This is a genomic window from Acetobacter vaccinii (genome assembly GCF_008365315.1).
GTDB lineage: Bacteria > Pseudomonadota > Alphaproteobacteria > Acetobacterales > Acetobacteraceae > Acetobacter > Acetobacter vaccinii.
On the sequence record NZ_CP043506.1, the window covers coordinates 305,764 to 319,966 of the forward strand.

General features: G+C 64.8%; 8 protein-coding genes and 1 pseudogene. 8 read left to right on the plus strand and 1 reads right to left on the minus strand.

The features are described 5' to 3' along the window. Positions 1–4: 4 nt before the first annotated feature. Positions 5–2,179 (minus strand): ComEC/Rec2 family competence protein, encoded by a 2,175-nt coding sequence (locus tag FLP30_RS01330; RefSeq protein ID WP_149278008.1) that lies wholly within the window; start codon positions 2,177–2,179, stop codon positions 5–7. Between the two features lie 38 nt (positions 2,180–2,217). On the opposite strand from FLP30_RS01330, the gene gltX reads away from it, so the two are divergent. From gltX to FLP30_RS01370, 8 genes and pseudogenes are all read left to right on the plus strand, one after another. Next, the gene (gene gltX, locus FLP30_RS01335; RefSeq protein WP_149278009.1) at positions 2,218–3,621 is read left to right on the plus strand and encodes a glutamate--tRNA ligase; all 1,404 of its coding nucleotides are present in this window, start codon (positions 2,218–2,220) and stop codon (positions 3,619–3,621) included. After that, positions 3,614–4,555, plus strand: coding sequence for an aspartate carbamoyltransferase catalytic subunit (locus FLP30_RS01340; protein ID WP_149278010.1), 942 nt, complete (start codon positions 3,614–3,616; stop codon positions 4,553–4,555). Before gltX ends, FLP30_RS01340 begins: the two co-directional genes overlap by 8 nt. Beyond that, positions 4,552–5,847, plus strand: coding sequence for a dihydroorotase (locus tag FLP30_RS01345; protein ID WP_149278011.1), 1,296 nt, complete (start codon positions 4,552–4,554; stop codon positions 5,845–5,847). The genes FLP30_RS01340 and FLP30_RS01345 overlap by 4 nt, the downstream gene beginning before the upstream one ends. Beyond that, positions 5,844–6,488 carry a glycerol-3-phosphate 1-O-acyltransferase PlsY gene (gene plsY / locus FLP30_RS01350; protein WP_149278012.1) on the plus strand — a complete coding sequence of 215 codons (645 nt, stop codon included), beginning with the start codon at positions 5,844–5,846 and terminating at the stop codon, positions 6,486–6,488. Before FLP30_RS01345 ends, plsY begins: the two co-directional genes overlap by 4 nt. Before the next feature lie 30 nt (positions 6,489–6,518). Then, positions 6,519–7,666 (plus strand): annotated as a pseudogene (dprA, locus tag FLP30_RS01355) (DNA-processing protein DprA). 29 nt (positions 7,667–7,695) lie between these two features. Then, positions 7,696–10,401, plus strand: a complete 2,706-nt coding sequence (topA, locus tag FLP30_RS01360; protein ID WP_149278013.1) for a type I DNA topoisomerase — start codon at positions 7,696–7,698, stop codon at positions 10,399–10,401. A 5-nt stretch (positions 10,402–10,406) separates the two neighbouring features. Beyond that, positions 10,407–12,470 (plus strand): RNB domain-containing ribonuclease, encoded by a 2,064-nt coding sequence (locus tag FLP30_RS01365; protein ID WP_149278014.1) that lies wholly within the window; start codon positions 10,407–10,409, stop codon positions 12,468–12,470. Further along, the gene (locus tag FLP30_RS01370) at positions 12,460–14,202 is read left to right on the plus strand and encodes a S41 family peptidase (RefSeq protein WP_149278015.1); all 1,743 of its coding nucleotides are present in this window, start codon (positions 12,460–12,462) and stop codon (positions 14,200–14,202) included. The genes FLP30_RS01365 and FLP30_RS01370 overlap by 11 nt, the downstream gene beginning before the upstream one ends. Position 14,203: the final 1 nt, after the last annotated feature.

The window sequence follows — 14,203 nt, forward strand, 5'->3', positions numbered from 1 at the left end:
TGCACTATTCCGCTGCCGCCAGAGGTAGCAGCGGGGTAGCGTGGCCTCCGGGCCGTAGCACCCATAAACGCGACCGCCGCGCCTGACGGACAGCAGGCACAGACCCACCCAGATAAACCGCCTCGGCCCCATGCCACCAGGCGCTGTGCCGGTCCAGGCGCAGGGGCAGCCTCCGGCAGAGTGGCCCCAGCCCTACGGTTGCGACAACGCCATCCGCCCCGGCACAGAGGTCGCTCACCCCCTCCCCTCCGGTGCGGGCTATCAGCACAATGGCTTTGTCATGCCGGAACAGCAGACACACATCTGGGGGGCCATCTTCCGCACAGGTCATATCGTCCTCAGGCGTTTCAAACGGCTGAGTCGCGTCCACCCGCCTGACGGGCAGGCCAAGCGCCTGTGCCCATGCGGCCTCGACCAGAAAACTGTCCCGCGCCTGCCCGATAACATAGAGCGCCTGCGCACCGCGCACGCCTACAAGCCCGCCGTCCGGCCCCAGCAGAATATCAGGCCGCGCCACAGACCAGGGGGACAACACCCCCACAGCCATGGCAGCAACCCCCATCAGCCGCCACAGGCCCGACCACAGGCACAGCCAGCACAATCCGAGCAGGCAAAGCACCAAGCCCCAGCCCGGCATAACAGGCACCGGCACAATGGCCCCCGGCAAGCAGGCCACCCCATGCGCCAACACAATGATGATGCGGATACCAAGCCCCATGACAAACAGGCAGCCCCCGGCCAGATGCCACGGCATAAGGCACAGGGCGGCAAGCCCGGCAGGCATGACCAGCACGGCCATCAACGGCACCGCAATCAGATTGGCCAGAATGAAATAAGGCTCGATCACACCAAAATGCGCCATGCCAACCGGCAGCGTTGCCAACCCGGCCAGCAGGCTGACACCCGCCAGCCCGGCTACATGCTGCACCAGCCAGCCTACAAACCCCGGCGTGCGTGCCCGCCAGTCCAGCAAGGGCCGATGCAGGATGTCATACCCCGCCACCAACGCCATGACCGCCGCCATGGACATCTGAAACGCAACACCCACCACAGCCTGAGGGGACAGCACCAGCAGCACGCAGGCCGCCAGCGCCAGCCCCCGCATGGAGACACCACGCCGCCCGGCAACAAGTGCCAGCACCACAAGGCCCGCCATCAGCCAGCCACGTTGTGCGGGCAGATGTGCACCAGTCAACAGCACATAAAAGCCACCCGCAGCCAGAGCCACAATCGCGGCCAGCACCTTGCAGGGCCAGTAAAGGGCTGCATAGGGCCATGCAACCAACAGCCGCCGCACCACCCCCATGACAACCAGCATAACCAGCCCTAGGTGCAACCCCGCCACAGCCAGCAGGTGAGCCAGACCAGAAGCAGCAAAGTCCGCCCGCACACTGGCGGGCAGGCTTTCACCCCGGCCTGCCAGCAGGATGGATGCCACAGCACCCACCGGACCGGGCAATGCTGCCTGCACCTGGGTATCCACCCCCGCACGCAGGTTGGTAAACCATGCAGCCATGCTCGCCAGACCCTGCATGCCCCCCGGCCTGACCTGTACCGCCGCTAGCGCCTGCCCTGTGCCCGCATGCCCATCAAACCAGGCGTCAAACTGCCTGTCCCGCCCACCGGGCAGTGCAGGAAATGGCGGGGGGCGCAGAATGGCCCGGACTTTCAACCGGTCTCCCGCCGCAATGGGTGCCTCGTCTCCTCTCTGGAGCCTGACCGTAATCAGGCGGCGCAAGGGTGGCAGGTCGTCTGTCAGATAATCCTCAAATCTGACATCGGCCAATTCCACCCTGCGGGCGAGAAGACGCCCGCCGGACACCGGCTGCGCGGGCAGTACGCTCCGCACCAGTCCCGACAGCACAACAGCACGGGCTGGCAGTTCGGGCATGGGTGGCTGCCTGTGCAGGGCCGCAAAGGCCAAGGCGGCCCCCAGTGCTACCGCCAGACAGCCGCCCCCGATCACTCTGGCCAGCAACCAGCCCCAGCCTATGGCCAGCACCACCACCCCGGCGCACGCGCTGCCCAGCAGCATGCCCAGGCAGGTCCACCATTCTGGCTCCCACGGAAGGGCAAAAAACGCGGCCGCCCCCAGTGCCACGCCAACAGGCACCCACACGACAAGCCGCCGCTGCCGTAACAGGAGCTGATGCTCGACAGCATGGATCATCCCGCGCATATGGTTCCACGCGCCCGCGCGTGATAAGGAGAGACCCCATGACCATCCGCACACGTTTTGCTCCGAGTCCGACAGGCCTGCTGCATATTGGCAACGCCCGCGCAGCCCTGTTCAACTTCCTCTTTGCCCGTCACCATGGCGGCAAATTCCTCCTTCGCATCGAGGATACCGACCGCGAACGCTCCACCCAACAGGCCGTCGATGTTATTTTCGCGGGGTTGGAGTGGATGGGCATCACGCCCGACGAAGCTCCGGTCTTCCAGTCCTCGCGCGAGGCGCGGCACCGCGAAGTCGCCCTTGAACTGCTGGAAAAAGGTCTGGCCTACAAGTGCTTCTGCACGCCAGAGGAACTCAAGGAGATGCGCGAGGACGCCGTTAAAAACGGCAAGCCCCCGCGTTACAATGGCCTGTGGCGCGACCGCGACCCGGCCGAAGCCCCGCCCGGCGCGCCCTATGCGGTCCGTATCAAAGCCCCGCGTGAGGGTGAAACCACCATTACCGATCTGGTGCAGGGCGAAGTCCGCGTGGCCAATGCCGAACTGGATGACATGATCATCCTGCGCTCGGACGGCACCCCCACCTACCAGCACGCCGTGGTGGTGGACGACCACGACATGGCCATCACCCACGTCCTGCGTGGTGACGACCACCTGACCAACACCTTCCGCCAGGCCATGATCTACCGGGCCATGGGCTGGGACCTGCCCCGCTTTGGCCACCTGCCCCTGATCCACGGCCCCGACGGTGCCAAGCTGTCCAAGCGCCACGGCGCGCAGTCCGTGGTGGAATTCCGCGACATGGGCTACCTGCCCGAGGCCCTGTGCAACTACCTGCTGCGCCTTGGCTGGGGCCATGGGGATGCCGAAATCCTGTCGCGGGAAGAGCAGATCAAGCTGTTCGACATCGACGGGGTGGGCCGTGCGGCATCGCGCATGGATTACGCCAAGCTTGAGCACATCAACGCCGTATGGTTGCGTCAGGCAGACGATGAACGCCTGACCGATGACGTGATGGAACGGCTTAAAAGTGTCGAAGGTGTGCGTGTGGATGAGACCACCCGTGCCCGCGTGCTGGCCCTTATGCCTGGGCTGAAGGACCGTGCCCGCACCTTGGTGGAACTGGCTGAAAACGCCGCCTTCCTTGGCCGCAACGTGCCCCTGCCGCTGAACCAGAAGGCCGAAAAACTGCTCACGCCCGAAGCCCGCGCCATGCTGGTGGAACTGGCGCGTGATCTGGCAGCCATCTCCCCCTTCACGCCGGAAAGCATCGACGCAGCCCTGCGCCGCTTTGCCGAAAACGGAGGCTACAAGCTGGGCCAGGTGGCACAGCCTGTCCGTGCAGCGGTTACCGGCTCCAACTCCTCCCCCGGCATCGACGCCACGCTGTTCGCGCTGGGGCGGGACGAAACCCTGGCCCGCCTGGGGGCTGCCCTGCATGGCTAGCCAGCCCGGCCGCCCCTTCCGGCACCTGCTGGGGCTGGAGGGCATGACCCCGGACCAGATTGAGCCCCTGCTCGATCTGGCCGAAAGCTATGCGTTGCTCAACCGATCGCGCAAGGTCCCGCGCGACGTGCTGCGCGGGCGCACGCTGATCAACCTCTTCTTTGAGGACAGCACACGCACGCGCACGTCCTTCGAACTGGCAGGCAAGCGGCTGGGGGCGGATGTGATCAACATGTCGGTCGCCCAATCCTCGGTCAACAAGGGGGAAACCCTGCTGGACACGGCCGCGACCCTCAACGCCATGCGGACCGACCTGCTGGTTGTCCGCCATGCCCAGTCCGGTGCGCCAGCCCTGCTGGCCCGCAAGGTCGAGGCCTCGGTCGTCAACGCCGGGGACGGCCTGCACGAACACCCGACCCAGGCCCTGCTGGACGCGCTGACCATCCGCCGCCACCTGGGCACGCTGGGCGGGCTGACGGTGGCAATCTGCGGGGATGTCGCACATTCCCGCGTGGCGCGCTCCAACATCCACCTGCTGACCACCATGGGCAGCAGCGTGCGTCTGGTCGGCCCCCCGACACTGGTCCCCAGCGGGCTGGGAGAGCTGGGCGTGGACATCCACCACCGGATGGAAGACGGGCTGAAAGACGCCGACGTGGTCATGATGCTGCGCCTGCAGCGCGAGCGCATGTCCTCCGGCCTTGTGCCCAGTGCGCGTGAATATTTCCGCTTTTTCGGCCTAGATCGGCGGCGGCTGGAACTGGCCCGCAAGAACGCGCTGGTCATGCACCCCGGCCCCATGAACCGGGGCGTGGAAATTGAAAGCAGCATTGCCGACTCTGACCAGAGCGTTATCCAGGAACAGGTTGAAATGGGCGTGGCCGTACGCATGGCCGTGCTGGACCGCCTTACCCGCAGCAGGCACACGGCATGACCACTCTCCTTTTTGACAACGTCCGCCTTGTGGACCCCCTTTCCGGCCTGGACCAGCCGGGGCGGCTGCTGGTGCGCGAAGGCCGCATTGCAGGCATAGACACACCCGCAGGTGAAAGCGTGCCCGAAGGGGCAACGGTTGTGAACGGCAACGGCGCAGTCCTCTGCCCCGGCCTTGTGGACATGCGTGTTGAAATTGGTGAGCCGGGCTACGAATACCGCGAGACCATTGCCTCTGCCGCACGCGCGGCCTCTGCCGGGGGCATTACCACCATTGCCGTGCTGCCCACCTGCAAACCTGCCATCGACAATCCCGCCCTTGTGCGCATGCTCCGTGCCAGAGGGGAGGAGACAGAGGCTGTCACCATCCTGCCTTACGGCGCGCTGACCAAAGGCTGCGAAGGCAAGGAACTGGCCGAAATCGGCCTGCTGCATGAAGCCGGAGCCGTCGCCTTTACCGATGGGGCCCGCGCCATTGACCCCGCCCGCCTGATGCGTCTGGCCCTGTCCTACGCCAGTGGTTTTGGGGCCATGGTCATCCAGCACCCGGAGGAACCCTCGCTCGCAGGCAGCGGCTGTGCCACGTCCAGCGCATTGGCTACCCGGCTTGGTCTGCCTGGTATTCCCGCTGCGGCAGAAGCCATCATGATCGCGCGTGATATCCGGCTGGCAGAGCTGACAGGCGGCAGACTGCACTTTGGCCATGTCTCAACGGGTGAAGGGATCAACCTCATCCGTGACGCCAAGGCCCGTGGTCTGGCTGTCACCTGCGACACCGCCCCCCCGTATTTTGACCTGAATGAAAATACGATCGGGGACTTCCGCACCTACGCCAAGTTCTCGCCCCCTCTGCGGAGTGAGGAAGACCGGCTGGCAGTCTGCGCCGCGCTGGCTGATGGTACAATCGACGCCATTGCCTCCGACCACCTCCCGCGTGATGCGGACGACAAGCGTCTGCCCTTTGCCCAGGCCGCCACTGGTGGCACAGGCATGGTCACGCTGCTGGGTGTGACACTGGCACGGGTGCATGACGGCACGCTGACCCTGCCGCAGGCCATAGCCCTGCTGACCCACCGCCCTGCCGCCCTGCTGGGTGTACGCGCGGGTGCTCTGGTCACGGGCGATGCTGCCGACCTGTGCCTGTTTGCCCCCGAGCAGAGCTGGCTGGTCCGGGCCGGGAACCTGCCAGGCCGTGCGCAAAACACCCCATTTGACCGCCGCCCGCTGGAAGGCCGGGTACTGGGCACATGGAAAGCAGGCCGCCAAGTCTACCAGTTGGATGCTCCGGCATGACAGGGGCCCTTCCTTCCTATGCACTCTGGCTGATCGCCGCCACGACCTTTCTGGCCTATGTGCTGGGCAGTGTGCCCTTCGGGTTACTCCTGACCAACCTTGCCGGGGCGGGTGACCTCCGCCAGATTGGGTCGGGCAACATCGGGGCCACCAACGTGTTGCGCACAGGCCGCAAGGACCTTGCTGCGGCGACACTGGGGCTGGATGCTGCCAAAGGGCTTCTGGCGGTTGTGATTGCCTGGGTAATGACCCCGCCCGATTTTTCAGCCCATGCGGCCGCCATCGCCGCTTTTGCCGCTGTGGTGGGGCATTGTTACCCGGTTTTTCTGGGCTTTCGGGGTGGCAAAGGCGTTGCCACCGGGCTTGGGGCCATGCTGGCGCTCTCCCCCCTTACCGGGTTGCTGGGTTGTGCGGCATGGCTGGGCATGGCCCGGTTGAGCCGTATTTCCTCCGTTGGGGCGCTGTCCGCTTTTGTCATCATGCCGCTGGCTGCCCTGGCGCTGCATGGGTTTTCCTTCCAGCATTCTCCCACCCCCATGGCGGCGTTGCTGGTGAGTGTTCTGGTCATTGCCCGGCACCATGAAAACATTGCCCGCATTCTGTCTGGCAAGGAGCCACGCATTGGGGACGGCAAGCGTTAAGCTGCCCCCTGTGGCTGGTACTGGCCAGGCATGACCACGCTGGCCGCCTGCCTGCGTCTGGCCCGGACGGAACAGGTTGGCCCCCGCAGTTGGCGGCGGCTGGTGGATACTTACGGCAGCCCGCCGCGGCGCTGGACGCTCTACCTGGTCTGGCCCGACACGGCAAAGCTCCACTGGCTCCACCACCCTCTGACGTTATCCAGCGCGAAATTGACGCTACATACGCACTGGGCGGCACATTTCTGACCCTGCTGGACCCAGCCTACCCCGCCCTGTTGCGTGCCCTGCCCGACACGCCCCCGGTTTTAAGCGTGCTGGGCGACATCACCTGCCTGCAACGGCCAGCCATCAGCATTGTCGGTGCCCGCAATGCCTCGGCCCATGGGCTGAGACTGGCTGAAAGCCTTGCCACGGAACTGGCCGAACAGGGGGTGCTTGTCGTCTCCGGCCTTGCGCGGGGTATCGATTCTGCCGCCCATTGCGGGGCGCTGCACAGGCAGGGGCTGACAGCCGCCGCCATAGCCGGAGGGCTGGACCGGCCATACCCGCCAGAAAACACCCAACTCCAGGCCCGGATTGCAGCAAACGGGCTGGTCCTGACGGAAGCCCCCTTGGGCACAACCCCGCAGGCCCGTAGTTTCCCGCGCCGTAACAGGATTATTGCCGGGCTTTCTCTGGGCTGTGTCGTGGTGGAAGCCGCCCCCCATTCAGGCACGCTGCTGACAGCACGGATGGCGGTTGATTACGGGCGGGATCTTTTTGCCGTGCCCGGCTCCCCGCTGGACCCGCGTTGCCGGGGCAGCAACAACCTGATCCGCAAAGGCGCGATCCTGACCGAGACTGCGGCCGATATCCTGCCCTATATTCTGGGCAGCACACTCAACCTGGCCACAGCAGCGGCCCCTCCGCCACAAACACCCGACCTGTTTGCCCCCCATAGCCCCCCAGCCATGCAGGAAAGCCCGCCCAGCCCCCAGCCGGGTGAAAACCTGCATGCCAGAATACTTGATCTTCTGTCCTTTACACCCATAGCAGTTGACGTTCTGATACGGCGCTGCCAGTTCTCGGCGTCTGCCGTTCTGATAGCCCTGACCGAACTGGAGCTTTCAGGCCGCGTCACTTCCGGCCTAGATGGCCGCGTGAGCCTGACGGGGAAAGAGGTGGGAAGACGTCGATAAGTACTGCTGCAGGCAGGGTCGGAGAGAGTATGAGTAACGTTGTCGTGGTCGAGTCGCCCGCAAAGGCGAAAACGATCAACAAATATCTGGGTGACAGTTACACGGTGCTGGCATCCTTCGGCCATGTCCGTGACCTGCCCCCCAAGGACGGGTCGGTCCTGCCAGAGGACGGCTTTGCCATGTCCTGGCAGTCGGACGAACGCGGCAGCAAACAGGTTGCAGCCATTGCCAAGGCCCTTAAGGGGGCCACACGCCTCTTTCTCGCCACTGACCCTGACCGCGAGGGGGAGGCCATTTCGTGGCACGTCCGCGCCATGCTGGAAGAACGCAATGCCCTGAAAGGGATTGATGTCCAGCGCGTGACGTTTAACGAAATTACCAAAAGCGCCATCCGCCATGCCATGGAGCATCCGCGTCAACTGGATGTCCCGCTGATTGAGGCCTATCTGGCCCGCCGGGCACTGGACTATCTGGTGGGCTTTACACTGTCCCCTGTGCTGTGGCGCAAGCTGCCGGGGTCGCGCAGTGCCGGGCGCGTGCAGTCGGTTGCCCTGCGCCTGATCTGTGAGCGCGAAGCCGAGATCGAGGTCTTCAAGCCACGGGAATACTGGAGCGTTACCGCAGCCCTGGTCACCCCGGCCGGAGCACCCTTTACCGCCCGCCTGACCCATCTGAACGGCACCAAGCTGGACCAGTTCGACCTGTCCAACGCCGAGCAGGCCGAAGCCGCGCGCAAGGCTGTGGAAGCCGAGCCGCTGTCCGTGCGGACAATCGAGCGCCGCAAGGTGCGCCGCAACCCGCAGCCGCCCTTTACCACCTCCACCTTGCAGCAGGAGGCCTCGCGCAAGCTGGGCATGAGTGCTCAGAACACCATGCGCACCGCCCAGCAGTTGTATGAGGGAATCGAACTGGACGGGGAAACCGTCGGTCTGATCACCTATATGCGAACCGATGGTGTCACTATGGCCATGGAGGCCGTGCAGGCCATCCGCCAGCATATCGGGGCCCGAATCGGCAACGAATATGTGCCCGACAAGCCGCGCATCTATACCTCCAAGGCTAAGAATGCTCAGGAAGCGCATGAGGCTGTGCGCCCGACCGATATTTCCCGCACGCCCGAATCCGTCGCCCGTTACCTGAACCACGATCAGAAGCGCCTGTACGAACTGGTATGGAAGCGCGCCGTGGCCAGCCAGATGGAGTCGGCATCGCTCGATCAGGTAGCGGTCGATATCAGCGGCCCGTCCAACCAGACCGTGCTGCGGGCCAATGGCTCCATCATCACCTTCGACGGCTTCCTGCGCCTTTACCGTGAGGGACAGGACGACACGGAAAAGACGGCAGATGACGAATCGCGCATGCTCCCCCCCATGCGCGAGCAGGACCTGCTGAACCGTGAGGAGGTGCAGGCCGACCAGCACTTCACACAGCCGCCACCGCGTTTTTCCGAGGCCTCACTGGTCAAAAAGATGGAAGAACTAGGGATCGGCCGTCCGTCCACCTACGCGTCCATTCTGACCGTGCTGCAAGACCGCAGCTATGTGCGGCTGGAAAGCCGACGCTTCATCCCCGAAGCGCGCGGGCGACTGGTCACGGCATTTCTGGTGTCCTTCTTCGAACGCTATGTGGATACCGGGTTTACCGCCAACCTTGAGGCACTGCTGGACGATATTTCCGGCGGGCGGGCACAGTGGAAGGAGGTTCTGGCCTCCTTCTGGCAGGACTTCTCCAAGGCGGTCGCAGGCACCAAGGAACTGACGATTACCGATGTCCTCAATGCGCTGGACAAGGACCTCGGGCCCTTCTTCTTCCCACCGCGTCCGGATGGGTCCGACCCCAGACACTGCACGTCATGCGGGTCGGGGCGGCTTGGGCTCAAGCTGGGGCGGTATGGTGCTTTCATCGGCTGCTCCAACTACCCCGAGTGCCAGTACACCCGCCGCCTGACCTCCGACAGTGCCGAGGATGGCGATGGGGAAAGTGCTCTCAAGGACGGCATGCGCCTGCTGGGCCAGCACCCCCAGACGGGAGAGGATATTACAATCCGCCAGGGGCCATGGGGCCTGTACGCCCAGCAGGGCGAACCGGACCCGGCTGACAAGAAGGCCAAACCCCGGCGGGCGTCCCTGCCCAAAGGCATGGATGGTGAGCGCATTACGCTCGAACAGGCTGTGGGACTGCTGTCCCTGCCCCGGCTTGTGGGCCATCACCCGGAAACGGGCGAGGTGATCGAGGCCGGTCTGGGCCGCTTTGGCCCGTATGTAAAAATGGGCGCTGTCTATGGCTCACTCGACAAGGATGATGATGTCCTGACAGTCGGGCTGAACAGAGCGGTGGATGCGCTGGCCAAAAAGCTGGCCTCCATCCGCACACTGGGTAACCACCCGACCGATGCCGAGCCGGTTCTGGTCCGCAAGGGCCGCTTTGGCCCGTATGTGCAGCATGGGTCCATGGTAGCCACCCTGCCGCGCGGCACGGACATGGATGTGGTCACACTGGACGAGGCCGTAGCCCTGCTGGCGGAAAAGGGCAAACCCCTCAAAGCCAAGGCCGGAGCCAAGAAAAAAACGACCACCAAGGCCGCCCCGCGCAAAACAGCGGCCAAAACCACGACCAAGAAGGCCACCACAAAAAGCAAGGCAGTAGCAGACGACGCAGCCGGGGCTGAACCGGCTGCCAAACCTGCGGCAAAGCCCCGCAAGGCTGCTGCCCCCCGTAAAAAGAAAGCCGACTAGGGCCCATGCCCGGCGGCGCCGCCCCCACGGCACCGCCCCTTGCGGCTGCCGTACACGCCCTGCTGTCTATCGGTCAGACCCCACTGGGGCTGGCCGATATTCTGCGCGCCCTGAACCTGCCTACCAGCCGCAAGGCGGAGTTGCGTACCCTGCTGCACGGCATGGCCCTGTCTGGTGCCTTGCTGGACCTGCCCGCACAGCGGCTTAAAACCTCGCTCGGCCTGCCAGACATCCGCCGAGTCCGGGTGACAACAGTGTATGCCGATGGCACGGCGCGCGGCGTACTGGCCGACATGGACGCCTTGCCCCCTGTCGCACTGGCCTCCCCGCCTGCCGATACCCCGATTCTGCTGCCTGATGACCTGCTCCTCGCCCGCCTGCGCCCCAGTGGGTCAGGCCACCGGCGTGAAGCCAAGCCACTGCGCTTACTGGCCCGTGCGAGCTCCCCCATCGCCGTCACCGGGGCCGAGTCTGCGCAGGAGCAAACCACCGCGCTTGTGGTCTGCCACCCTCGGATGCAGGCCACCCTGCCTGTATACCCCGATCAGGCACCCGGCACCCTGCCCAACCCTGGCACCATAGCTCTTGCTGCACTGCACCAGACAGGCAGCAACAGTGCCTGCGCGGCCATCGACAGCACGCTAGGCCGCGCAGATGCCCCCGGCATGAGCGCGCAACTGAGCCTGCTGACCCACCATGCCCCGGTGGACTTTCCTGCCGATGCTATGGCCCAGAGCCTTGATGGGCAGCGCATGGCACAGGCCATGCAGGACCAGCCCCCCGATTCTGGCCGGGATGACCTGCGCGCGCTCCCGTTCATCACAATTGATGAGGCCGATGCCCATGATTTTGATGATGCCCTGTGGGCAGAGCAGGACGAGCAGGGCCTGCGGCTGATTGTCGCCATTGCCGATGTCAGCCATTTTGTACCCGCCGGGTCAGCGCTGGATATGCAGGCACACCTGCGCGGCACATCGCTGTATCTGCCCGGGCAGGTCGTGCCCATGCTGCCCCCGGCCCTGTCGGACGATGCATGCTCCCTCCGCCCCGGTCTGGACCGCGCCTGCCTGTATATGGACATGCGCTTTACCCCCCAGGGCACCCTTGCTTCTGGCAGGATCGGGCGCGGTCTCATCCGCAGTGCCGCCCGCCTGACCTATGAGGACACACAGGCGGCGCTGGAGGGGCAGCCCCTGCCTGCCTGCCACCCCATCCACGCCCTACCCCCTGCCCTGCTGCCTACCCTGCACCATATCTCCACGCTGCTGGACAAAGCCGCCCATGCCCGTGGCGCCTGCACGCGTGATGAAGAGGCATGGCGGATTGGACTGGATGCCACAGGCCAGCCTGTCTCCTTCACGCCCCGCGTGCGCCTGCCTGCCCATACTCTGGTGGCTGCCTGCATGATTGCAGCCAACACTCTGGCCGCGACCATGCTGGCCCGGCTGGGGGCTGGCGGGCTTTACAGGATTCACCCTGTCCCAACACCGGCACTGCCCCGCCCCATGGCACGCTACAGCGCCACACCGGCTTTTCATGACGGGTTGAAACTGCCCCTGTACACCCACTTTACCAGCCCCATCCGCCGTTACGCAGACCTGGTGAACCACAGGGTGCTGGCAACCTGTTGCGAGTCCGGCGGCATGGCCTGCGGGCCGGACACCTTACCCCCGATATCCACAGTGTCGCAGCCGCCACACAGTATGGCCACACTTGTGCCGCATCTGACCTTTACAGAAAGGCGTGCAACCGAAATCGCACAGGACTGCCATAACCGTATGGCGGCGGTTTTCCTTGCCTCGCAGGTCGGTCAAAGGGTGTCGATCCATGTCATGACGACATCACGGCATGGCTTTTGGGTGAGATTGACGAAAACAGGAACTCCGTCTTTCCTGCCGTGGACGTCTTTCGCGAATTCCACAGATGCGTATGACGACTCGCTGCATGATGGCGTCGCGCCGCGCCATTCTACCCGCACGCAGAGCGGGACAGTGCTTTCAGCAATACTGATCGCAACCTGCCCGGCGCGGGGCACTGTAGTTCTGGCTTCTCCCGTTCATGCGTGCTGACCTGTCCGTCCGTTTTGTTCGCGCCATCATGCCCCGTAGCCTGCCTGTGGTGGTGGTTGCGGTGTTGCTGCTGTGCCAGCCTGCACCGCTGTACGCACAGGCCAGGACCGCAGCCCCACAACCCGCGCAGCAGCCCCCGACACCCCCGGCACAGGCCGCAGCAGCCCCTGTAGTGGAAACACCCGCAGCGCCCGTAACCCCGATCGACGCAACCGCCCCCGCAGCAACGCAGGCCGAAACCCCGGTAGCCACGCCGATCGACCAGGCCCTGATCCGCTCTGTCATCGGCACGGCCCTGCAATTTCTTGGCCCGCGCACGCTCGACCCCCACAGTAGCCGTGACTTCACACTCTGGGGGCTGGGCTGCCTGACAGCCCTTGACCCCTCGCTGGCGTTTGACACGCGGGGGGCTGATATCCAGCTTCTGTCAGGGCAGACCCCTCTGCTGTCACGCCCTGCTCCGGCGGCCGACAACACGGACGACTGGGCCCAACTGGCCACGGATTTCCTGGACGCCGCACGCAAACACTCCGCCGCTGTGCGCACAGCCAGCCAGGACGAGCTGCTACAGGCGTTCTTTGACGAGCTGTTCAACCACCTCGACCCCTATTCCCGCTATATCGGCCCCTCCTCCGCCACCACGGACCGGGAAGCCCGTGTCGGTGGTGAGGCCGACGCCGGACTCACGCTGGCCCAGAGCGGCCACCATATTGTGGTGGCGTCCATCAATGCCAATGGGCCTGCCTGGACAACCTCCATTGATACGGGGGATCGGGTTCTGGCAGTCAATGCCCGCTCCACCGCAGGCCAGAGTGCTGCCACAGTCAACGAATGGCTGCGCGGCAAGGAAGACTCGGAACTGGTCCTGCGCCTGCTTTCCCCCGGCAGAAAGCATGCCCATACCGTTGTACTGCACCGGGCACGGGTGCCGCCCGAAACGGTTTTTGCCTTTGCCAGCGGCCCTATTGTGGTGCTGCGTATTACCGCCTTCTCGGCCGATACGGCGGAGGAACTCAGCCAGTATCTGGATCAGGCTACTCAGGACAAGCACCTCAAGGGCCTGATCATCGACCTGCGTGGTAACCGGGGTGGCGTGCTGCAACAGGCCGTCACGGCCGCGGCCCTGCTGCTGGACCACGGGGTGGCAGCCATTACCAGCGGCCGCGACCCAGAAGCCAACCATATCTGGGCTGTTCAGGGCGGAGATATGGTCAAGGGTCTGCCCATTACCATTCTCGTTGATGGCCGCACGGCGAGTGCTGCCGAAATTCTGGCCGCAGCACTGGCCGATCACAGGCGCGCCGTGGTTATCGGCAGTGCAACACTGGGCAAGGGGCTGGTGCAGACCGTGGCCCAGCTACCCGATGGGGGCGAGCTGTTTGTCACCTGGAGCCGGGTCATAGCCCCCCTGCACTGGCCATTGCAGGGGCTTGGCGTCATGCCCCAGATCTGCACCAGCCTGGGCGAAGCCGACCTGAGCAAAAGCCTGCATGAACTGGCCGACGGGCAACTGACAAACCAGCCCGCCATTACAGCCTCCCGCGCGGCGCGCTACCCTGTGCCGGTGGCGCGGATCATGGCAATCCGCAAAGCCTGCCCCGCGGCCCTCGGCAACGAGCAGGACCTGACTGTGGCGCGTGACCTGATCGAACACCCGGCCTGGTACAAAACCGCTATCGACGCCATACCGGACGAGGCCACCGCAGCCCCGCAGCTATCTGCCGCACACTGAA

What these genes read in the sequence shown, in the direction of transcription:
- FLP30_RS01345 (WP_149278011.1), top strand. Translation starts at nt 4,552, where the DNA reads ATGACCACTCTCCTTTTTGACAACGTCCGCCTTGTGGACCCCCTTTCC.
- FLP30_RS01340 (WP_149278010.1), top strand. Translation starts at nt 3,614, where the DNA reads ATGGCTAGCCAGCCCGGCCGCCCCTTCCGGCACCTGCTGGGGCTGGAG.
- FLP30_RS01365 (WP_149278014.1), top strand. Translation starts at nt 10,407, where the DNA reads ATGCCCGGCGGCGCCGCCCCCACGGCACCGCCCCTTGCGGCTGCCGTA.
- topA (WP_149278013.1), top strand. Translation starts at nt 7,696, where the DNA reads ATGAGTAACGTTGTCGTGGTCGAGTCGCCCGCAAAGGCGAAAACGATC.
- FLP30_RS01370 (WP_149278015.1), top strand. Translation starts at nt 12,460, where the DNA reads ATGCGTGCTGACCTGTCCGTCCGTTTTGTTCGCGCCATCATGCCCCGT.
- plsY (WP_149278012.1), top strand. Translation starts at nt 5,844, where the DNA reads ATGACAGGGGCCCTTCCTTCCTATGCACTCTGGCTGATCGCCGCCACG.
- gltX (WP_149278009.1), top strand. Translation starts at nt 2,218, where the DNA reads ATGACCATCCGCACACGTTTTGCTCCGAGTCCGACAGGCCTGCTGCAT.
- FLP30_RS01330 (WP_149278008.1), bottom strand. Translation starts at nt 2,179, where the DNA reads ATGCGCGGGATGATCCATGCTGTCGAGCATCAGCTCCTGTTACGGCAG.